Source organism: Mycobacterium scrofulaceum, from assembly GCF_002086735.1.
GTDB classification, from domain to species: Bacteria; Actinomycetota; Actinomycetes; order Mycobacteriales; family Mycobacteriaceae; genus Mycobacterium; species Mycobacterium scrofulaceum.
Window position 1 is genome coordinate 102,577 of the sequence record NZ_MVIJ01000005.1, and the last position, 19,508, is coordinate 122,084.

General features: G+C 68.1%; 21 protein-coding genes and 1 tRNA gene. 14 read left to right on the forward strand and 8 right to left on the reverse strand.

All coding sequences use genetic code 11. The annotated features are described in order from the left end of the window. Window positions 1-280 precede the first annotated feature (280 nt). The 10 genes from BST44_RS05490 (at window position 281) to BST44_RS05535 (ending at window position 8,307) form a co-directional block, all read left to right on the forward strand. The gene (locus BST44_RS05490; protein WP_083175593.1) at window positions 281-1,144 is read left to right on the forward strand and encodes a ParA family protein; all 864 of its coding nucleotides are present in this window, start codon (window positions 281-283) and stop codon (window positions 1,142-1,144) included. After that, the gene (locus BST44_RS05495; protein ID WP_083175533.1) at window positions 1,141-1,956 is read left to right on the forward strand and encodes a segregation/condensation protein A; all 816 of its coding nucleotides are present in this window, start codon (window positions 1,141-1,143) and stop codon (window positions 1,954-1,956) included. The genes BST44_RS05490 and BST44_RS05495 overlap by 4 nt, the downstream gene beginning before the upstream one ends. Next, window positions 1,956-2,651 carry an SMC-Scp complex subunit ScpB gene (scpB, locus tag BST44_RS05500; protein WP_083175534.1) on the forward strand — a complete coding sequence of 232 codons (696 nt, stop codon included), beginning with the start codon at window positions 1,956-1,958 and terminating at the stop codon, window positions 2,649-2,651. The genes BST44_RS05495 and scpB overlap by 1 nt, the downstream gene beginning before the upstream one ends. Then, entirely contained in the window at window positions 2,651-3,394 is a 744-nt protein-coding gene (locus BST44_RS05505; protein ID WP_083175536.1) for a pseudouridine synthase, read from the forward strand. Before scpB ends, BST44_RS05505 begins: the two co-directional genes overlap by 1 nt. Before the next feature lie 116 nt (window positions 3,395-3,510). Continuing rightward, entirely contained in the window at window positions 3,511-4,194 is a 684-nt protein-coding gene (cmk, locus tag BST44_RS05510) for a (d)CMP kinase (RefSeq protein ID WP_208619729.1), read from the forward strand. Further along, the gene (gene der, locus BST44_RS05515; protein WP_083175537.1) at window positions 4,191-5,591 is read left to right on the forward strand and encodes a ribosome biogenesis GTPase Der; all 1,401 of its coding nucleotides are present in this window, start codon (window positions 4,191-4,193) and stop codon (window positions 5,589-5,591) included. The genes cmk and der overlap by 4 nt, the downstream gene beginning before the upstream one ends. Before the next feature lie 245 nt (window positions 5,592-5,836). Beyond that, window positions 5,837-6,595: an SDR family NAD(P)-dependent oxidoreductase gene (locus BST44_RS05520; RefSeq protein WP_083175539.1), complete on the forward strand. Its 759-nt coding sequence runs from the start codon at window positions 5,837-5,839 to the stop codon at window positions 6,593-6,595. Window positions 6,596-6,606: 11 nt separating this feature from the next. Then, a complete protein-coding gene (locus BST44_RS05525; RefSeq protein WP_083175540.1) occupies window positions 6,607-7,431 on the forward strand; it encodes a cyclase family protein in 825 nt (274 codons plus the stop codon). Further along, complete coding sequence (locus BST44_RS05530; protein ID WP_083175542.1) at window positions 7,428-8,171, forward strand: IclR family transcriptional regulator; 744 nt, start codon at window positions 7,428-7,430, stop codon at window positions 8,169-8,171. Before BST44_RS05525 ends, BST44_RS05530 begins: the two co-directional genes overlap by 4 nt. Window positions 8,172-8,230: 59 nt before the next feature. Next, a tRNA-Pro gene (locus tag BST44_RS05535) sits at window positions 8,231-8,307 on the forward strand. Here BST44_RS05535 and BST44_RS30045 read toward each other — a convergent pair. Further along, entirely contained in the window at window positions 8,296-8,469 is a 174-nt protein-coding gene (locus BST44_RS30045; protein WP_158086637.1) for a hypothetical protein, read from the reverse strand. The genes BST44_RS05535 and BST44_RS30045 overlap by 12 nt on opposite strands. A 64-nt stretch (window positions 8,470-8,533) precedes the next feature. Next, window positions 8,534-11,404 (reverse strand): DUF2232 domain-containing protein, encoded by a 2,871-nt coding sequence (locus BST44_RS31450; protein WP_142274361.1) that lies wholly within the window; start codon window positions 11,402-11,404, stop codon window positions 8,534-8,536. A gap of 458 nt (window positions 11,405-11,862) precedes the next feature. On the opposite strand from BST44_RS31450, the gene BST44_RS05545 reads away from it, so the two are divergent. The 4 genes from BST44_RS05545 (at window position 11,863) to BST44_RS31660 (ending at window position 15,004) form a co-directional block, all read left to right on the forward strand. Beyond that, window positions 11,863-12,504: an ABC transporter ATP-binding protein gene (locus tag BST44_RS05545; protein ID WP_083175545.1), complete on the forward strand. Its 642-nt coding sequence runs from the start codon at window positions 11,863-11,865 to the stop codon at window positions 12,502-12,504. Window positions 12,505-12,573: 69 nt separating this feature from the next. Continuing rightward, complete coding sequence (locus tag BST44_RS05550; RefSeq protein WP_083175597.1) at window positions 12,574-12,924, forward strand: DUF1490 family protein; 351 nt, start codon at window positions 12,574-12,576, stop codon at window positions 12,922-12,924. Between the two features lie 646 nt (window positions 12,925-13,570). Continuing rightward, window positions 13,571-14,365, forward strand: a complete 795-nt coding sequence (locus BST44_RS05555; RefSeq protein ID WP_083175598.1) for an ABC transporter permease — start codon at window positions 13,571-13,573, stop codon at window positions 14,363-14,365. Window positions 14,366-14,590: 225 nt separating this feature from the next. Then, window positions 14,591-15,004, forward strand: coding sequence for a TOTE conflict system archaeo-eukaryotic primase domain-containing protein (locus BST44_RS31660; protein WP_439330695.1), 414 nt, complete (start codon window positions 14,591-14,593; stop codon window positions 15,002-15,004). Between the two features lie 106 nt (window positions 15,005-15,110). On the opposite strand, the gene BST44_RS05565 is transcribed toward BST44_RS31660, so the two are convergent. The 6 genes from BST44_RS05565 to BST44_RS05590 form a co-directional block, all read right to left on the reverse strand. Next, window positions 15,111-15,623: a GNAT family N-acetyltransferase gene (locus BST44_RS05565; RefSeq protein WP_083175546.1), complete on the reverse strand. Its 513-nt coding sequence runs from the start codon at window positions 15,621-15,623 to the stop codon at window positions 15,111-15,113. A 3-nt stretch (window positions 15,624-15,626) separates the two neighbouring features. Further along, the gene (locus tag BST44_RS05570; protein WP_083175548.1) at window positions 15,627-15,896 is read right to left on the reverse strand and encodes a type II toxin-antitoxin system TacA family antitoxin; all 270 of its coding nucleotides are present in this window, start codon (window positions 15,894-15,896) and stop codon (window positions 15,627-15,629) included. Window positions 15,897-16,318: 422 nt separating this feature from the next. Next, window positions 16,319-16,615, reverse strand: coding sequence for a hypothetical protein (locus tag BST44_RS05575; RefSeq protein ID WP_142274362.1), 297 nt, complete (start codon window positions 16,613-16,615; stop codon window positions 16,319-16,321). A gap of 57 nt (window positions 16,616-16,672) precedes the next feature. Further along, window positions 16,673-17,209: a hypothetical protein gene (locus BST44_RS05580; RefSeq protein ID WP_142274363.1), complete on the reverse strand. Its 537-nt coding sequence runs from the start codon at window positions 17,207-17,209 to the stop codon at window positions 16,673-16,675. A gap of 11 nt (window positions 17,210-17,220) precedes the next feature. Next, window positions 17,221-18,690: a putative alpha/beta hydrolase gene (locus BST44_RS05585; RefSeq protein ID WP_083175551.1), complete on the reverse strand. Its 1,470-nt coding sequence runs from the start codon at window positions 18,688-18,690 to the stop codon at window positions 17,221-17,223. Window positions 18,691-18,834: 144 nt separating this feature from the next. Continuing rightward, window positions 18,835-19,257: a DUF4189 domain-containing protein gene (locus BST44_RS05590; protein ID WP_083175552.1), complete on the reverse strand. Its 423-nt coding sequence runs from the start codon at window positions 19,255-19,257 to the stop codon at window positions 18,835-18,837. Between the last annotated feature and the right edge of the window lie 251 nt (window positions 19,258-19,508).

A 19,508-nucleotide genomic window follows, 5' to 3' on the forward strand; every position in this document is an offset into this window, starting at 1 on the left:
TGGCCACCAGGGTCGTCGCGGGGCCGGCGACCGCGACCCTCGCGGCAATCTCGGCGCGGCGCCGGCGCCCCGAGATCGCCCGCGGCATCGACTGTGAAACCCGCCCACCAGCTTCCTGGTGATGCTGCTGTGACAGCTGTTAACGATCACCGCCGCCAGCCGCGCTACCAGCGCAAATCCGGCGAAATTGGCTGGTGAATTGCCTGCGGGTCGCCCGGCTTCCGCGCGCGCACCCGTTAGACTTTCGGTCGATGTTCACCTCCCGAACACCCCCGCCATGATGACCGAGCAGCCGGACAGCGGCGTCGAGCTCGGTCTGACCGGGCGGCCGCCGCGGGCGATCCCGGAACCGCAGCCGCGCACCTCGCACGGCCCGGCCAAGGTCGTCGCGATGTGCAACCAGAAGGGTGGCGTCGGGAAGACCACGTCGACCATCAACCTGGGCGCGGCGCTCGCCGAATACGGCCGGCGGGTGTTGCTGGTGGACATGGACCCGCAGGGCGCACTGTCCGCGGGGCTCGGCGTCCCGCACTACGAGTTGGAGAAGACCATCCACAACGTGCTGGTCGAGCCGCGGGTGTCGATCGACGACGTGCTGCTGCAGACCCGGATCAAGCACATGGACCTGGTGCCCAGCAACATCGACCTGTCCGCCGCCGAGATCCAGCTGGTCAACGAGGTCGGGCGGGAACAGACCTTGGGCAGGGCGCTGCACCCGGTGCTGGACCGCTACGACTACGTGCTGATCGACTGCCAGCCGTCGCTCGGCCTGCTCACGGTCAACGGGCTGGCCTGCGCCGACGGCGTGGTGATCCCCACCGAATGCGAGTTCTTCTCGCTGCGCGGCCTGGCGCTGCTGACCGACACCGTCGACAAGGTGCGCGACCGGCTCAACCCGAAGCTGGACATCAGCGGCATCTTGCTCACCCGCTACGACCCGCGCACCGTCAACGCCCGCGAGGTGATGGCCCGGGTGGTGGAGCGGTTCGGCGACCTGGTGTTCGACACCGTGATCACCCGGACCGTCCGCTTCCCGGAGACCAGCGTGGCCGGCGAACCGATCACCACGTGGGCCCCGAAGTCGACGGGCGCCATCGCTTACCGCGCCCTGGCCCGCGAGTTCATCGACCGATTCGGCGCGTGACGGCCAGCGCGAACGGTGAGGCGCCAGCCAAGAACGGTTTTCAAGTCCGCCTGACCAACTTCGAGGGGCCGTTCGATCTGCTGCTGCAGCTGATCTTCGCCCATCGCCTCGACGTCACCGAGGTGGCGCTGCACCAGGTCACCGACGACTTCATCGCCTACACCCGCGAGATCGGCTCGCAGCTCGACCTGGAGGAGACCACGGCGTTCCTGGTGGTCGCCGCGACGCTGCTCGACCTCAAGGCCGCGCGGCTGTTGCCGGCCGGTCAGGTCGACGACGAAGAGGACCTGGCGCTGCTCGAGGTGCGCGACCTGCTGTTCGCCAGGCTGCTGCAGTACCGCGCGTTCAAGCACGTCGCGGAGATGTTCGCCGAGCTGGAGGCCACGGCGCTGCGCAGCTATCCGCGCGCCGTGGCGCTCGAGGACCGGTTCACCGAGCTGCTGCCGGAGGTGATGCTCGGCGTCGACGCCGAGCGGTTCGCCCAGATCGCCGCGATCGCGTTCAGCCCGCGCCCCGTGCCCACGGTGTCCATCGGTCACCTGCACGAGGTGTCGGTCTCGGTCCCCGAGCAGGCCAAGAAGCTGCTGGAGATCCTGGAGGGCCGCGGCAGCGGCCACTGGGCCACGTTCTCCGAGCTGGTCGCCGACTGCCAGGCGCCGATGGAGGTCGTCGGGCGCTTCCTGGCGCTGCTCGAGCTGTATCGGAGCCGGGCGGTAGCATTCGACCAGTCGGAGCCGCTGGGCGTGCTCCAGATTTCATGGACCGGGGAACGTCCGGCCAACGAAGCCTTGGTAGAAGTGCGGGACGAATAATGAGCGACGAGCTGCCCGAGGGAGACCTCGACGTGGGCATCCCGGACATCGCCGAGGCGGCGCCGATGGACGCCGAGGAACTCGGCTCCGTGCTGGAGGCCCTGCTGCTGGTCGTCGACACCCCCGCCACCGCCGAGGCGCTGGGCGCCGCCACGCAGCAACCCGTGTACCGGGTCGCCGCCCGACTGCAGCAGATGGCCGACGAGCTCAACGAGCGCGACAGCGGCATCGACCTGCGCCAGACCGGCGAGGGCTGGCGGCTGTACACCCGCGCCCGGTTCGCGCCGTACGTGGAGAAGCTGTTGCTGGACGGCGCGCGATCCAAACTCACCCGCGCCGCGCTGGAGACGCTGGCCGTGGTCGCCTATCGCCAGCCGGTGACCCGCGCGCGGGTCAGCGCGGTGCGCGGCGTCAACGTGGACGCCGTCATGCGCACGCTCCTGGCGCGCGGCCTGATCACCGAGGCCGGCGTCGACGACGACACCGGTGCGGTGACGTTCGCGACCACCGAGCTGTTCTTGGAGCGGTTGGGGCTGACGTCGCTGGCCGACCTGCCCGACATCGCCCCGCTGCTTCCCGACGTCGACACGATCGAGGACCTGAGCGAATCTTTGGACAACGAACCGCGTTTCATCAAACTCGCGGGCGGCCAGCCGTCCGAGCAGGCGCTGACATTCGACGTGGACCAGGATTGATGGTCGAGACCGAGGGGATCCGCCTGCAAAAGGTGTTGTCCCAGGCCGGAATTGCGTCGCGGCGGGCCGCCGAGAAGTTGATCATCGACGGCCGCGTCGAGGTCGACGGGCAGGTCGTGACGGAGCTGGGCACCCGGGTGGACCCCGACGCGTCGGTGATCCGCGTGGACGGCGCCCGGGTCGTCCTCGACGAGTCGCTGGTGTACCTGGCGCTGAACAAGCCACGGGGCATGCATTCCACCATGTCGGACGACCGGGGCCGGCCGTGCATCGGCGACCTGGTGGAGCGCAAGGTGCGGGGCAACAAGAACCTGTTTCACGTGGGGCGGCTGGACGCCGACACCGAGGGGCTGATCCTGCTGACCAACGACGGCGAGCTGGCGCACCGGCTGATGCATCCCTCCCATGAGGTGCCCAAGACGTACCTGGCGACGGTCACGGGGTCGGTGCCGCGGGGGGTGGGCAAGAAGCTCAAGGCGGGAATCGAATTGGACGACGGCCCGGCTCGCGTCGACGATTTCGCGGTGGTGGACGCCATTCCGGGCAAGACGCTGGTGCGGGTGGTGTTGCACGAGGGGCGCAATCGCATCGTGCGCAGGCTGCTGGGTGCCGCCGGCTTCCCGGTGGAGGCGCTGGTGCGCACCGACATCGGACCGGTGTCGCTGGGCAAGCAGCGGCCGGGCAGCATCCGGGCACTCAACCGGGGTGAAGTCGGGCAGCTGTACAAGGCGGTGGGCCTGTGAGCGGAACGAGCGGAACGAACGCAGTGAGTGACGGGAGTGAAGCGAACCATCGGCCTGTGAGCGGAACGAGCGGAACGAACGCAGTGAGTGACGGGAGTGAAGCGAACCATCGGCCTGTGACCGCGGTGGTGGTGGCCATCGACGGGCCGGCGGGCACCGGAAAGTCCTCGGTGTCAAGGGGATTGGCCCGCGCGCTGGGTGCCCGCTACCTGGACACCGGGGCGATGTACCGGATGGTGACGCTGGCGGTGTTGCGCGCAGGCGTCGACCCGGCGGACGCCGAAGCCGTCGGGCGGATCGGCGCGACCGCGCCGCTTTCGGTCGACTACCACGTCGATGGCGACCGGTATGTCCTTGGTGGAGAAGATGTTTCGACCGAGATTCGCGGTGACGAGGTGACTCGCGCCGTCTCGGCGGTGTCGTCGGTGCCCGCCGTGCGCGCCCGCCTCGTCGGGCTGCAGCGCGAAATGGCCGAGGGGCCCGGCAGCGTCGTCGTCGAGGGTCGCGACATCGGGACCGTCGTCCTGCCCGACGCTCCGCTGAAGATCTTCTTGACCGCCTCGGCCGAAACCCGCGCCCGGCGCCGCAACGACCAGAACGTCGCGGCCGGGCTCACCGACGACTACGACGCGGTGCTGACCGACGTCCGGCGGCGCGACCACCTGGATTCCACCCGGGCGGTGTCGCCGCTGCGCGCCGCGTCGGACGCGGTGGTCGTCGACACCAGCGAGATGACCGAGGCGCAGGTGCTCGACCACCTGCTGGAGCTGGTCGAGCAGCGAAGCGGGGCGGTGCGATGACTTCCGATGGCACCTGGTCCGACGAAAGCGATTGGGAAACAGTCGAATCCGAGCTCGAAGAGCTGGCCGAGGCCGGTCCCGCGCCGGTGGTGGCGGTGGTCGGTCGGCCCAACGTCGGCAAGTCGACCCTGGTCAATCGGATCCTGGGCCGGCGCGAGGCCGTCGTGCAGGACGTTCCCGGGGTGACCCGCGACCGGGTGTCCTACGACGCGCTGTGGACCGGACGCCGGTTCGTGGTGCAGGACACCGGCGGGTGGGAGCCCGACGCCAAGGGCCTGCAACAGTTGGTGGCCGAACAGGCGTCGGTGGCCATGCGCACCGCCGACGCGGTGATCCTGGTGGTCGACGCCACGGTCGGCGCCACCGCCGCCGACGAGGCGGCCGCCCGGATCCTGCTGCGGTCGGGCAAGCCGGTCTTCTTGGCCGCCAACAAGGTTGACAGCGAGAAGGGCGAGGCCGACGCGGCGGCGTTGTGGTCGTTGGGGCTCGGCGAGCCGCATGCCGTCAGCGCGATCCACGGTCGCGGCGTCGCCGACCTGCTCGACCAGGTGCTGGCCGCGGTGCCGGAGGTGTCCGAGGCGGCGCCCGCGCCCGGCGGCCCGCGGCGGGTGGCGCTGGTCGGCAAGCCGAACGTGGGCAAGAGCTCGCTGCTGAACAAGCTGGCCGGCGATCAGCGCTCGGTGGTGCACGACGTCGCGGGGACGACGGTGGACCCGGTGGACTCGCTGATCGAGCTGGGCGGCAAGGTGTGGCGGTTCGTCGACACCGCGGGCCTGCGGCGGAAGGTCGGGCAGGCCAGCGGGCACGAGTTCTACGCGTCCGTGCGCACCCACTCGGCCATCGACTCGGCCGAGGTGGTGGTGGTGCTGATCGACGGCTCGCAGCCGCTGACCGAACAGGATCAGCGGGTGCTGTCCATGGTCACCGAGGCCGGCCGGGCGCTGGTGCTGGCCTTCAACAAGTGGGACCTGGTCGACGAGGACCGACGCGAACTGCTGGAGCGCGAGATCGACCGCGAGCTGGTGCAGCTGCGGTGGGCGCAGCGGGTCAACATCTCCGCCCGGACGGGCCGGGCCGTGCAAAAGCTGGTGCCTGCGATGGAGACGGCCCTGGCGTCGTGGGACATGCGCATCCCGACGGGTCCGCTCAATTCGTGGCTCAAGGAGGTGGTGGCGGCGACGCCGCCGCCGGTGCGCGGGGGCAAGCAGCCGCGCATCCTCTTCGCCACCCAGGCGACCGCTCGGCCGCCGACGTTCGTGCTGTTCACCACGGGGTTTCTGGAAGCCGGCTACCGGCGCTTCCTGGAGCGCCGCCTGCGCGAGGCGTTCGGCTTCGAGGGTTCGCCGATCCGGATCAACGTGCGGGTGCGCGAGAAGCGGGGAGCCAAGCGGCGCTGAGCTGCGGAGCGCCCGGGCGCTTTGAGGGTGAGCTCACGGCTTTCCGTGTGCATCCACGGCGGAAATCCAGCGATTTTGCCGCCCTTATCGCACGCTGCAGGCCCAGGATTCACACTCGACAATCCACGATGCGGGTAATGAAAGCTACATCACAGGCCAGAGCGTTGACTTGCGGCTGCTCCCTCCCTAACGTAACCCGTATCTCGGGTTGGTATACCCGCATCGTAGGAATTACGGAGACAGCGATGAAGCTGTTCAGCGTCGAGGGCAAGTCGATCCTGATCACCGGCGCGACCGGCGCGCTGGGCGGCGTCGCGGCCCGGGCGCTCGCCGACGCGGGGGCGCGGCTGACGCTGGCCGGGGGCAATGCCGCCCGGCTGGACGGCCTCGGCATCGACGGCGCCGCGGTCGTCGCCCGCCGCCCCGACACGCCGGCCGATGCCCGGGCGATGGTGGAAGCGGCGGTCGTCCGGCACGGCCGACTGGACGGGGTTCTGGTGGCCTCCGGGATGAACCGCGTGGCACCCATCACCGAGATGGCGGTCGAGGACTTCGACGACGTGATGGGCGCCAACGCGCGGGGCGCCTGGCTGGTCTGCCAAGCGGCCGGGCGCGTGCTGCTCGAACAGGGGAGCGGCGGCAGCGTCGTGCTGGTCTCGTCGGTGCGCGGCTCGCTTGGCCACCCCGCCGGATACAGCGCCTACTGCCCGTCGAAGGGCGCCACCGACCTGCTGGCCAAAAGCCTGGCGGCCGAATGGGGCCCGGCCGGCATTCGGGTGAACGCGCTCGCCCCAACGGTTTTCCGGTCCGAGCTCACCGAGTGGATGTACGCCGACGACGAGAAGGGTCGCACCACCCGCGAAGCGATGTTCGCCCGAATCCCGTTGCGCCGCTTCGCCGAACCCGAAGATTTCGTCGGCGCGCTGATCTACCTGCTCAGCGACGCGTCGAGCTTCTACACCGGCCAGGTGATGTACCTGGACGGCGGATACACCGCTTGCTGAAAGGAAACACCATGAGCGTCACCTGGCCGCTCGGCGAGGCCGAAGCGGGGTTGGAGTTCTACGACCTGTCCCACCCGTGGGGGCACGGGGTGCCGGCCTGGCCGTACTTCGAGGACGTCAAGATCGAGCGCCTGCACAACATGGCCCGAAGCCGGGTGCTCACCCAAAAGATCACCACCGTCATGCATTCCGGCACCCATATCGACGCGCCCGCGCACGTCGTCGAGGGCACGCCGTTCCTGCACGAGATCCCGCTGAGCGCCTTCTTCGGCACCGGCGTCGTCGTGTCGATCCCCAAAGAGAAGTGGGGAGTGGTCACCGCCGAGGACCTGGAGGAGGCGACCCCCGAAATCCGCCCCGGCGACATCGTCGTCGTCAACACCGGCTGGCACCACAAGTACGCCGACAGCGCCGAGTACTACGCCTACTCCCCGGGCTTCTACAAGGAGGCCGGCGAATGGTTCGCGGCCAGGGGCGTCAAGGCCGTCGGCACCGACACCCAGGCGCTGGACCATCCGCTGGCGACCTCGATCGCGCCCCACGGGCCCGCCGCACACACCGGCGGCCTGTTGCCCTGGGCGGTAAGGGAATACGAGGAGGAGACCGGCCGCCGGGTGCTCGACGACTTCCCGGAGTGGGAGCCGTGCCACCGGGCGATCCTGTCGAAGGGCATCTACGGTTTCGAGAACGTGGGCGGCGACCTGGACAAGGTCACCGGCAAACGCGTCACCTTCGCCGCGTTCCCGTGGCGCTGGGTCGGCGGCGACGGCTGCATCGTGCGGCTGGTGGCGATCGTCGACCCCACCGGGAGTTACCGCATCGAGACGGGCGCATGAGCTCCGACGGCGCCGGCATTCAGGTCATCGCGCGCGCGGCCGAGATCATGCGGCTGCTGCAGGCGCATCCGGGCGGGCTCAGCCAGGCCGAGATCGGCGACCGGCTGGGGTTGGCGCGCTCCACGGTCAGCCGGATCCTGGGAGCACTGGACGACGAGGGACTGGTCGCGTCGCCCCGGGGCCGTGGCGGCTACCGGCTGGGGCCGGAGATCGCGCGCATGGCCGGCACCGTGCGCCTCGGTGTCGTGATGGATGTGCATCCGTTCATGGAGGAGCTGTCGCGGGAGCTGGGGGAGACGGTCGACCTGTCCATCCTGGACGGCGACCGCGCGACCTTCGTCGATCAGGTGGTCTCGCCGCACCGGCTGCGGGCGATCAGCGCGGTGGGCGAGTCGTTTCCGTTGCACTGCTGCGCGAACGGTAAGGCGCTGCTGGCCGGGCTGCCGGCTTCGCAGATGCCGAGCCGGCTCGCCCGGCTGACTCCCAACACCATCACCAGCCCCGCGGCGCTGCGCGAGGAGCTCGAGCGGGTTCGCGCCGAGGGTGTCGCCTATGACCGCGAGGAGCAGACCGAGGGCATCTGCGCGGTGGGCGCGGCGCTCCAGGGCGTGGCCGGGCACGCGGTGGCCGTCAGCGTGCCGGTGCCGGCCCAGCGGTTCTACGGCCGCGAGGGGGAGCTTGCTCAGGCGGTCTTGGCCTGGGTCGACCAGGTCGCCGCCGAGTTGGGGAAGGTCGATTAACGGGGTGGCGGGTCGGCTGCGGTAGGCTTTCGACCTGCTGCCGGTCATCGAGCCGGCACCGGGCTGTGGCGCAGTTTGGTAGCGCACTTGACTGGGGGTCAAGTGGTCGCAGGTTCAAATCCTGTCAGCCCGACCAAGTCGAAACGGCTGGGGTGTTGTCGGCCTCTGCGACTATCACCTCGCCCTCCAGCGGACCCGGCGAGACGTTGAAGCTGCTGACGAGTTCCTGAATCGGCAAGCAGCCGCCCGCATCGCTCACCTGACTGAGAACTTCGACATCGCTCGCGTGATTGCCCATCGACCGAAATGAGCACACCCGGGGGCATAGCCGCCGGCATCGGTGCGGTTGCGAGCGATCCGGATCAGCCGCCCAACGCCAGCTCTGCCGCGACGGCGGCCGCGCACGCCGCCGAGACGATCGAGAGTGCAATCCAATCAGCAATTTTCGGCCGCGATGGGGCCGCCGAGATCTGACCGGCGCCGCCACGAGCGGTGATCGCGTCGCCCATCTCGTCCGCGCGCCGCAGTGTCACGGTGATGACCGCGACGATCAGGTCGATCACGTCTGCGGTCATGCGCCTGAGCTGGGCTCTGCGGGTCCGCACTGCCTGCTTGGGCCGCAACCGGCGGGCGGCGTAGAGCACCCGGAATTCGTCGATGAGCATCGGGAACGTGCGCAGGGCGAGCGCCAACGCGACCGCCCAATCGTCGACGGGTATCCGCAACGGTCGCAGTGGGCGACCCAGACTGGCGACCGCGGGCGCGATTTCGGCGATATTCGTGGTCCACGACACCAGCGCACTCAGACCGAGCAGCACGACCGACAGCGCGGTGAAGCGCAGGAAGTTCAACAGGCCGCCGAGGCCGAGCCAGACCGTACCGATCTGGACGTGCGGACGACCGCCGGCCAATGTCGCGGCGATACCGACGATGACCAGCAGGATCGGAAGCCAGCGTGGCGCTGACGGCAGCGCACCCCGGGGAATGTGTGCCATCCCCGCTCCGGCCAGAACCAGCGCGGCCACCAGCCCGATCGCCGGCCATTCCGGGAAGAGCGTCAACAAAGCCGAAAGGGCAAAAACGACAAGCAGTTTGGTGCCGGCCCACAGCCGGTGGATGGCGGAGCGTCCGGGCACCGGGCGAAGCAGCACAACGGGCCGACGTGGGCGGCGGGTCGGGTGTCTGGCCGGCGAGGTCGCGGTCACGTCGTTCGGCCGGGCCGCCGGTTCCAGCAGACCGTCGCGCAGGTGCAGGGTGCGCGGGCACAGCTCCTCCAGCCCGGCGAAGTCATGCGAGATGACCACCAGGGTCAGACCGGTGTCACGGCGCCGATCCACGAGCAGTCGCACAAGACCGCGCTGGCTGGCGGCGTCCAGCCCGGCCAATGGCTCGTCGAGGATCAATACGCGCGGCGACCGCGCCAGCAATCCGGCCAGCACCACGCGACGCATTTGGCCGCCGCTGAGTTGATCGATGCGCCGCTTCGCCAGTCCCGCGTCCAGCCCCACGACGGCCAGCGCCGCGGTCACCCGGGCATGGTCGTCGGGCGAAAAGCCCGCTGCCGAGGCCACTTCCAGGTCGACACGGCTGCGCATCAACTGCAGCCGGGCCGCCTGGAACTGAAGCGCGACCGCGCCGACCTGCCCAGCGACGGGGCGCTTATCAAGCAGACAGGTGCCGCTGGTCGGTGTCGTCAATCCGGCCATGATCCAGGCCAGCGTCGACTTGCCGGAGCCGTTGCCGCCATGGATCAGCAGCCCGTCGCCCTCACGCACCACGAAGCTGATGCCGCACAGCGCGGTCTTCGCCCACGGGCTGCCGCTGCCGTATTCGTGACCGACACCCGCGAGTTCGAGCACCGGCAGGTGGGATTTGTGGCCGGCCGCAACCGTCGGCGCGGGCGCGGGCGCCGTCTCGACCATCGCCGTGTTATCCAGCGACCCGCTGAGGTTGATGGTGCGCTCGGCGAAATCAGCTTCGTTGGTGTAGTGGGTCATGTGCACCAGGGCAGTTCGATGACGCTCGGTCAAACGCGAGAGCACAGCCAGTAGTGCGTCTCGGCCTTGCTGGTCGACCATGCTGGTGACCTCATCCGCGATGAGCAGAGCCGGTTCCCGGGCCAGCGCCGCGGCCACGGCCAAGCGCTGCAGTTCACCGCCGGACAGGCCGCCGGTGTCGCGTTCGGCGAGGCCCGCCAGCCCGACCTCACAAAGTAGGCGGTCGATATCGGTGGTCTCGCCGGGCGGCAGTCCCCAGACCACGTCGTCGGCGACGCGCGTGCCCAGCACCTGGCTTTCCGGGTGCTGCATGATGACGGCGGTGCCGCCACGCCGACCGAGGCCCACCGCGCCGGGCCGTTCGACGGTGCCCGAGGTCGGTTCGCGGCCGGCCAGTACCAGCATCAGCGTGCTTTTCCCCGAGCCGTTGGCGCCGGTCACCGCGATGTGTTCGCCGGCTCCCACGTCCAGGGTCACCGCGCGCAGCGCGTCGTGATCGGTATGCGGGTAGCGGAGGCGCACCTTGTCCAGCCGCACGGGGACGGGCTGGATCGGCCCGATGTCAGCCGGCGCGTCCAATTTGTGCACATCGGGAACGTCGCGCAGCCGCTTGAGCACCCGCGACAGCGCCCACCCGCCGATCACCGAGACACCCATGATCGCGACGACGGCGTACCCGAGGACGATCCATTGCCAGTAATCCAGTGCATCGGCGAAGAACCGCTGGAGCTCTTGTGCGGCCCCCTGCAGGCTGTCCGCGCGCGCCATGAACGTCACGATTCCGTCGACTGCGGCGGTGATCGTCTGCATAACCAGCAGCCGCAGCGGAGTCAGGACGCTCAGCGCGATGATCACCGCGGCACCGACCAAAATACCGGCGCCAAAGGACGCCGCGACCACGGTCGGCGTGCCGCGGCCACGGCGTCTCACGATTCCAGCCAGCCCGCCTACGTAGGCGCAGAGCACGACCGCCCCTAAGCCGCTGATACCAACTACCAGGAACCCGATCACACCGGCGGCGAATGTCGCGGTGATCACGACGCGGATCCGGTAGCGGTAGGCCAGCAGCGCTATCGGTATCGCGCCCAGCAGTCCTAGTGCCCCGAAGTGGGGGAGGACTACCGCAATAATCGCGATCGCGGCGCACAGAGCGCCCATCACCGATGCCTGCGCCAGTTCGCTGGGTCCTAGCGATCGAGCCCGTTCCGGCGGGATCGCCGCACCGGGCGATGTCACGTCCCGATTATGCCAGTCTCGGCGCACCGCCCCACCGACGACGCGGCCGCTACGAAGCGCGCTTCGCTGTCCGGATTGCCGTCATCGATCACCCTCAACGCAAACAGCCGACGGGGCCCGCGTCGCCTCCGCGCGCGATGATCGGCCCGGCAACGAGACGTCGCCGAGCCGACCCGAACATCGGCAGGGGCCAAATCATGACGCGACCCCAATCTGACTGATATGCCGCGTAATGCGGTGCAGGGTTGATGTTGTTTGCATGCGAAAGACTCCGCGCGACTGCTTGTTTCGTTACCTAAGTCAAAGGATGCAATTCACAATCTCAAACGGCCGCCACCAAGAAAATCTGGGACCGCCCCATTGTGTTCGAGCACCGGCCGCAGAATGCGCGGTGTCCCGGCCTGCCGGGTGCGCGTTCGACGATCTGCCCTCAATACCTGTCCGGTACCGTTCGTAGAGTGCATGGCTTCCGCCTGGACGAAGTCGCTGTGACTCGCGGCCCGGCCACCCTCCTTGCGCGGATCAATGCGTGTATTCCGGCTGGCCGCTGCACCGCGGTCATGGGTGCGAGCGGCGCCGGAAAAACGACAATGCTGCGGCTACTGAACCGGCTCGCCGAACCCACGACCGGACGCGTCTTGCTCGACGGCGTGCCCATTGCCGAGCTGGACGTGCTGGCACTGCGACGGCGCGTCGGACTTGTAGCGCAGGCCCCGGTATTGCTTGCCGATCGGGTACTCGACGAGATCCGTGTCGGCCGCCCCGACCTTCCCGACGACCGAGCGGGCGAGTTGCTCGCGCGGGTGGGACTGGCGCCACGATTCGCCACCCGCAATACCGCCGAGTTGTCCGGGGGAGAGGCGCAACGATTGTGTCTGGCCCGGTCGTTGGCCGTCGAACCGGAGATCTTGCTACTAGATGAGCCGACCTCGGCGCTGGACGGCCCCACGGCCACTGTCATCGGCGCACTAGTCCGCGAGCATGTCAGCACGGGCGGCACTGTGGTGCTCGCCAGCCACGACCACGATTTGGTCGGAAGTGTCGCCGAGCGAGTGTTGCTCCTTGAGCACGGCCATCTCGTCGCGGACGGCACGGCATGACTGCGGGATGTGGCGTCCGGGCTGTGACATGACAATGATGGGAAGAACGATGCGAAGGGAGTGTCCGCGATTATGTGGCATGGACTTTTAGTGAAGGCGGCGCCGACGGTAGTGACCGGCGTGGTGGGCGTTGCCGCATATGAGGCGCTTCGCAAAGCGGTGGCGAAGGCTCCGTTGCGGGAGGCATCCGTTTCGGCTACGGCCTGGGCGCTGCGCGTTGCGCGCGACGCCGAGCGCAGGGCCGAGGAAGGTACCGAGCGGGCCCGATTGGCGGTCGCCGACGTGGTCGCCGAGGCAGTAGAGCGCGCGGGGGAGGAAGTCCAACCGCCGCCGGCCGACTCCTCAGACGTCCCGGCCCGTAAGGCCGTCCCCAAGGCGGTCCCCAAGGCTGCACCCAAGGCTAGAGGTGCCAAGCGCTGACGTGGGCGTCACACTGAGCCTTAAACTCACCGTCGTATCGGCTGCAGCGGGACGGATGCGCGTGCAGGCCAACGGGTTTCGCTTCGATGCGGGCCGGGCCCTCGCGATCGAGGAGACGGTTGCCAACGTGACCGGCGTGCGTGCGGTGCGCGCCTATCCGCGGACGGGATCCGTGGTGATCTGGTATTCGCCCGAGCACTGCGACACCGCTGCCGTCTTGACGGCGATCGCCGACGGGGAACACGCCCCCGCCGCGTCGGTGCCCGCACGTGTCCGCCGCTCGACTGCCGTCGGCAACGGCGGCGTGGTGGATAAAGTCATCGGCGGGATGGCGCGATCTCTGTTGCGTTCGCGCGGCGACGGGCCAGATGTTGCTCCGGAGATCGAGAGGCTGCGCAAGGCGCTGGATCGTTTCGGCTATCACCTCGAGCCGCCGGTGGCGACCCATCCGACGCGGGACGTGCTAAGGAGTTCGTGGCCGTGGGCGCGCCTGGCTTGGCCGCTGGGTCTTCTCGTAGTTGGCTCGACAACGGTCTTGGTTTTCCGCGCCAATCCATGGATGAGGCGGCTGATTGGTCTCGGTCCTCGAGCGGGGCCGTCTGGTCGCGGTTTGTCGTCCGGGCGAATCCGCCGACCGGTCGGCGCGATGGCCACGTCCGCGCTGCTGGTGCCCGGCTGGGGCGGGGTAGTCACTTCTCTGGCGCTGGTCGCGTTGGCCGCAGCGGTGGCTTACCGCCAGCGGCTGGGGCTCACTCGTGAACTCGTCGTCGCCGCGGCCCGCGCGGGGTTGCAGTTGGTCGGGGTGGGCGCCGTCCTTCTCCTACTGTTCCAACGAGCCGGTCTACCCGGCGGTGCCGGTTGGGTGATCGCGATGATGTTGATCGCCGGCCAGGTTGCCGGCCGCCGCGGCGCGGGCCTGCCCGGCGCCAAGGTAGCCGCCACCGGCGGTGTCGTCACGGGCACCGTTGTCACGTTGGGTGCCCTGCTGGCCGGACGGGTTATCGCCGCCGAGGCCCGCGTGATCGTCCCGGTCGGCGGCCAGATCGTGTCGTCCGCCATGCTGGCGGCCGGCGTAGCGCTGCGGCGGCTACGCGAGGAAGCCCAGCAATCGCGGCCGGAGATCGAAGCTCGATTGAACCTTGGGCAGTCCGGCCGCCAAGCGTTCCTGCCACATAAGCAATCCGCGCTGCGCACCGCGCTGATACCGACCATCGACTCCACCAAGGTGGTCGGGCTGATCAGCCTGCCCGGGGCCATGACCGGACTGATCCTCGCCGGGGTCAATCCGGTCACCGCGATTCGCTACCAGATCGTGGTGATGTACATGCTGTTGGCCGCCACCGCGCTCTCCGCGCTCACCGCCGCCCGTCTCGCAGAACGGGAACTCTTCGACGAGGCCCAGCGCCTGGTTCAGGTGGATCCGGCAAGCGAACCGAGCTGACTTGGACGTCGGCGCTGTTGCCGAGCGCGTTCGATCATCCGGTCCTCGCCTTCCGGTAGATGCACTTTCTTGGCGCGGCGCTGCCGATGTGGTGTAGGCGGCAACGACCCCGCATGCGATGTCGTACATCGCTTGGCCATACCGATGCCCGGGGGAACGAAGGCTACTGGCGCGAGGGCATGAATCGGGCCGACGCACCTTACCTTCCGCTGACTCCAGAGGTCGTTGACGCCCACCTGCGGGGCGAGGCACACACCGGCCTATGCGCTCAGCGATGACGACACTTGCTGGTGGATAGCGGCCAATTTCGACAAAGAAGCCGCGATGCTCGATGCACTCGCGTACATGAAAGCGGCTCGTTCCCATGGAATTTCGGCTGCGGTAGAAGCGTCACAATCCGGACGAGGAGCTCACGTCTGGATCTTCTTCGCTCATGCGGTCGCGGCATCGGGCGCCCGCACCGTCGCTACGAGTCTGCTGGGTGGGGAGTTTCGGCTTCGTGGCAGCATGCATCTGAGTAGCTATGACCGCTTGTTCCCGTCTCAGGATTTACACACCGGGCGTGGGGTGGGCAAATTCATCTCGGCGCCGATGAACGGCAATGCGCATGCCTGTTCCTCAGTCAGCCGGAGAAGGTGACGCAAACGCGCGTTGTCGGCACGCAGCGTGTCCACCTCGCCAGGGAAACTCTCCATGCCGCTGACGGTTACTTCTCCTTGAGCATCAGATTATTCGGCGGAAGGTTTTACTCCCGCCAGCGCTGGCCGAGCGCTTTCGCCGCCGTGGACACCTTCATGACCAGACGACGCTCGCGATTCCTGACGGGAGTGAAGTGGTAGTGCTCGTAGAAGGATTGCGCCTCGTCGTCTATGGCATCAACGACGATGAGCCGGCCGCCGCCAATTTCCGATGCGGCGACGGCTTTTCCGAGCGCGTCGAGAAGTAGCTGCTCGCCATATCCCTGACCCCGAAGCGATGTGTCGATCGCCAGGCGGGCAATCAAGTATCCGGGTATGCGGGAATAGCCGCCGGCCATGGATCCGGAGATGCCGTCGTCGTTGCGTACTACCTCGGTGGGACAGATGGCGAAATAGGCGCTGACTTTCTGTTCGCCGAGCGGGGTCCACACGTAGACGTGCGCGACTCCGCTGCTGTCCGCGCGACGAGCATGTGCGATGAGCCAGGTATTCAGCGATTCCTTACCGCAGTCGAATCCTTCCAACGTGTGGGTGTCAGTGAGCCGCGCGGACTCGAACATTGTTCAGCGCCTTGTAAAGACCGCTCGTTTGCGTGCGGCTGCCGCCAGTCGCGGCGCGTCGTCAGCGGCATCGAGCGAGGACATCAGTTTGTCGAACTGTTCGGGCTCCATTGCCGTTACCAACTCCTGACGCAGGATGTCTTCGGCCCGTTGCATCGCAGCTTTCCGCACGAATTCCGACGTCTGCTCATGGACAAGGTTGGCGGCGCGCTGGATGCGGTCCAAGGTTGCTTGCTCCGCGCGAAGCTCGATGCGCTTCGTCTTGGCTGCCACGGCGACACCTCGGTCTTTCTCTCGATAATCTCTGCTCCCAACTGTCGACCACTTCATTGTACGGTGAATGTACGTACATGGCTAGTGACGGTTGCAGCCAGGGCCAGGGACCACCCGGGGACCACAAGTCATGCGCGATACTTTTAACGACCTGCACGTCAGGGAACGTCACGCACCAACGCCGTGGCAGCGAAGACTGCCAACGGCCTGGGAAAACGCGCTACCGCTACTTACTGGGGGTCAAGTGGTCGCAGGTTCAAATCCTGTCAGCCCGACCAGAGCAACTGGCCCTCAACTGCGATGATGTCGATATTGCGCGGTTGCTGAGGTGCGAATCGCTTTGGGCGCCACACCGGCGCCGGCGGCGCTCTCGTCAGCGGCCTCGAGCGAGGCCACCTGAAAGGCTGGGGACCGCCCAGGGCTCAGTGCGACGCGATCAGCGTGCGGCCCTCGTCTTGGCAGCCGGCGATGAAGTCGGGCCCGGAGTCCACTCGGCCGATCTTTCCGCTTTTCAGATCGCTGTTGAGCACCCGTTGGCAGTACTGGTTCAGGTCCGTGCCCGGGCTCAGCTGCACATGATATTGCTGGACCTGTTCGTCGATGGCCTGTTTGCCCTGCCCGTACGACGGGGAGTCGGGATCGGCCGTCGCGGCGGGCGCGAAGACGAAGGCGGCGGCGCTGACCGCGGCCGCCACCGATAGTCCCCGACTGCACTTCACGCTGAAATCGTACATCGTCGCCGCTCATCGGGGTTTTCGTGAAAGCTATGCGGTTGCTTAGAAAACCCATGAGCCCGAGGGCTGAAGGACGAACCCCCGGTTGAGTTTTGGGTCGATGCAGGCGGTCAGCCGGTCAGCACCCACGAGGCAGGTGATGTCTGCTTTGGTGATCTTCTGGCCCACGTTGAGCAGCGGCGAGGTGATGATCGGGCACCCGGTTCCCTTTTGGAACGTGTAGGGGCCGAGGTCGGTCGGAAGCGCCGTCGGGGATCCCACCACCGAGCAGCCGTCGCTGCCCACCGGCGCGTTCTCGGGCAAGCCGGGCAGCGGGCCGTCACAGCTCGCGCTGACGTGATCACCCGGCTTGGCCGGATCGGGCAGGATGCACTGCAGTCCGTCCGGGGTGGCGAAATAGGCGGCGCCGCCGGCGCGGGCGGCGGAGGTGTAGGGGCCCGGGTCGACGGCTTGGAACGCGTTCAGGTCGGGGAAGGTCGGCGGCGCCGCCGTGGCGACGCCGGGATTGGAACGCGAACAACCCAGCACCGAAACCGCCACCGCCCCCGCCAAAACCGCCATGGTCAGCCCGCGAAACACTCGATGCCCTCCTAGTGTTGAACGCCGAAGCTGGTCGTCCAGGTGTTCGGATCGTAGATCGGCCCCGGTGGCCACGTGCTGACTCGAAGCTGAACGGTCTCCAGCCCGGTCGCGGGATTGAGGGAGGTGCCGACGACCGTGGGCCCGTAGACGGTGGGAAGCTGGTTCGGCGCGATCAGGGTCTGGGGTGTGGCGCCCATCAGTCCCTCCGGGGTGGCGGCCGTGATCGCCTGCACGGGGCCACCATTGGTTGCCCCGACCAGCATGAAGCCGCCGCCCTGAAGCGAAACCACTTGGCTTTCACGGTCACCGGGCAGGCTGACGTTGCCGACCCGCTGCAGCGAGTTGATCCAGGCGTTGGGCTTGGCAGGGTCGATCGGTCCGGAGACCCACATACCCCGGTTCGTGTCGCCGACTCGGTTACTGGTGTTCCCGATGATCACCATCTGTTTGGTGGCGGGGTCATAGACGCCGCTTGCCTGGTAAATCCCCGGCAGGTCACCCACTTTGACGGGATGACCCGGGTCGGTGTAATCCCAGACGGACCCGTTGGTCGCGTACTCGTTGACGCCCTCTTGAACGCTGCCGTCCGGGTGGCTGAAGAACGCGTACCGGTGGCCGTCGGGCCCAAGGGCGGTCCCCGTCGGCAGCGGCCGGGTTCCCGGCGGACCCTGCGCCAATTCCGAGGCCGGGCTGCGCGGGAACCCGTCCCGCGGGTCGCCGCCGAAGGTCGGACCCTGCCCGTCCTGGAACTGGTCCTGCAGATCGTAGGTGTTCTGCTCGTGTTGTGGCGGGCCGGCGGGCCCGGTGATCCTGGGGTCGGGGGCGGGGCCCTGCCCGTCGCCGAAGCCGGCGGGCTTGAACTCGCCGACAAGGGCAGCGTCCTGGGGGGTCAGGTTGCCGTTCGCCTGCGCTTGACGCAGGGATCTCGTGTAGGTGTCCCGAATCGAGTTCATCTCTTTGAGGGCATCCCGGGTGTCGTCGTCCGCGTCGGCGTGCGCGTCGTTGATCAACGTTTCGAGTGCGCGGCGGCTCTTCGGGTCGAGGGTCGGATCCTGCAGATCCTTCTTGGCCGCGCCGATCAGCTTGTCGAGCAGCAGCAGCTGCCGCTCCAACATGGCGATCTCCGCGGCGCCCTCCTTCTGCGCCGCGGCCAGCATGGCGGCGATGTTCTCCAGGTCGTCACCGATCTTGGGCAACTGCTCGGTCTGCAAGCCAAGGGATTTGGTGAGGCGCTGCACCTCGGCGGAGCCGTTGATCGGATGGTCGCCGTTCTGATGGTTCCACGCCGCATCGAAACGCTGGCGAGCCTGTTGGAACGAATGCTCGGCCTCTGCCGAGCATCGTCCGGCCGCATGAAACGCCTCCGCCAGCTGAGATATCTGAAAGGGGCTACCGACCTGCAAGCTCTGATTTACCGCCCACGGATCACCCCCGGCGGCGGAAACCAGCTCCGCCTGGGTCAGATTCGCAAACTGCATCGCCGTGTCGACGCCCGGCGGCCAGCACCGAAAAACATCGTCGCCCCTTCTACGCCTGGTGCAACCCTATGCCCGGCCGGGCGTCAACGTCGTCAAACCACGTCCCCGGTCGCGATCAAGCGCGAGCGGTGGGACGACCCGCGGCTACTGCGTGGCCACGAACGAGAAACTCCCGGTGGAAACCAGGTCCGGGTCGACGACGCAGCGCGTGCCGTCCACGTTGGGCTGCCCCGACACCACCTTGGCCGCCGCCGCGGCACCGGCGGCGTTGCGGGTGGGACCCCAGCCGCCGACCAAGCCGTGGCCGTTGTCCGACAGGGCTACGCAGCCACCCCGGCCTTCGGCAAGCACGTGGCAGTCGGTGACGCCGTACCTCTCGGCGCAATGACTCATCGCGCGGGCCTCGACATCACTCAGACCCGCGTGGCCGCCCCCAACCGTGACTTCGACGGCGTGGGCGGAGTCCGACCCCGCGATCACGATGTAGCCGCCCTGGGCCTGCGCCGGCGCGGCGAGCCCGACGGCACAGACGGCAAGAATCCCCGCGGACGCAAGAGGCTTGAACACAGGCTTCCTTTCACTACGTGCCCGGGCAGAAGGGGCGTCGTAGTCCTACGGTGCTCGCTCGCCGGCCCAGGGGCCGCGTGGTTAACAAGGCCTTGACACGCGCGTAGCAAATCTTCACAGTCGCGGCCGACGGCCTGTGCGACGCGGGACGGCGCCAGTCGAATACGGTTCCGCTGATGGTTTGCTGTCGCGCATCCCCGGCCGTAACCGAGGGACCGCCGGGCGAACGCTTCCGTCCCCAAGGATGATGA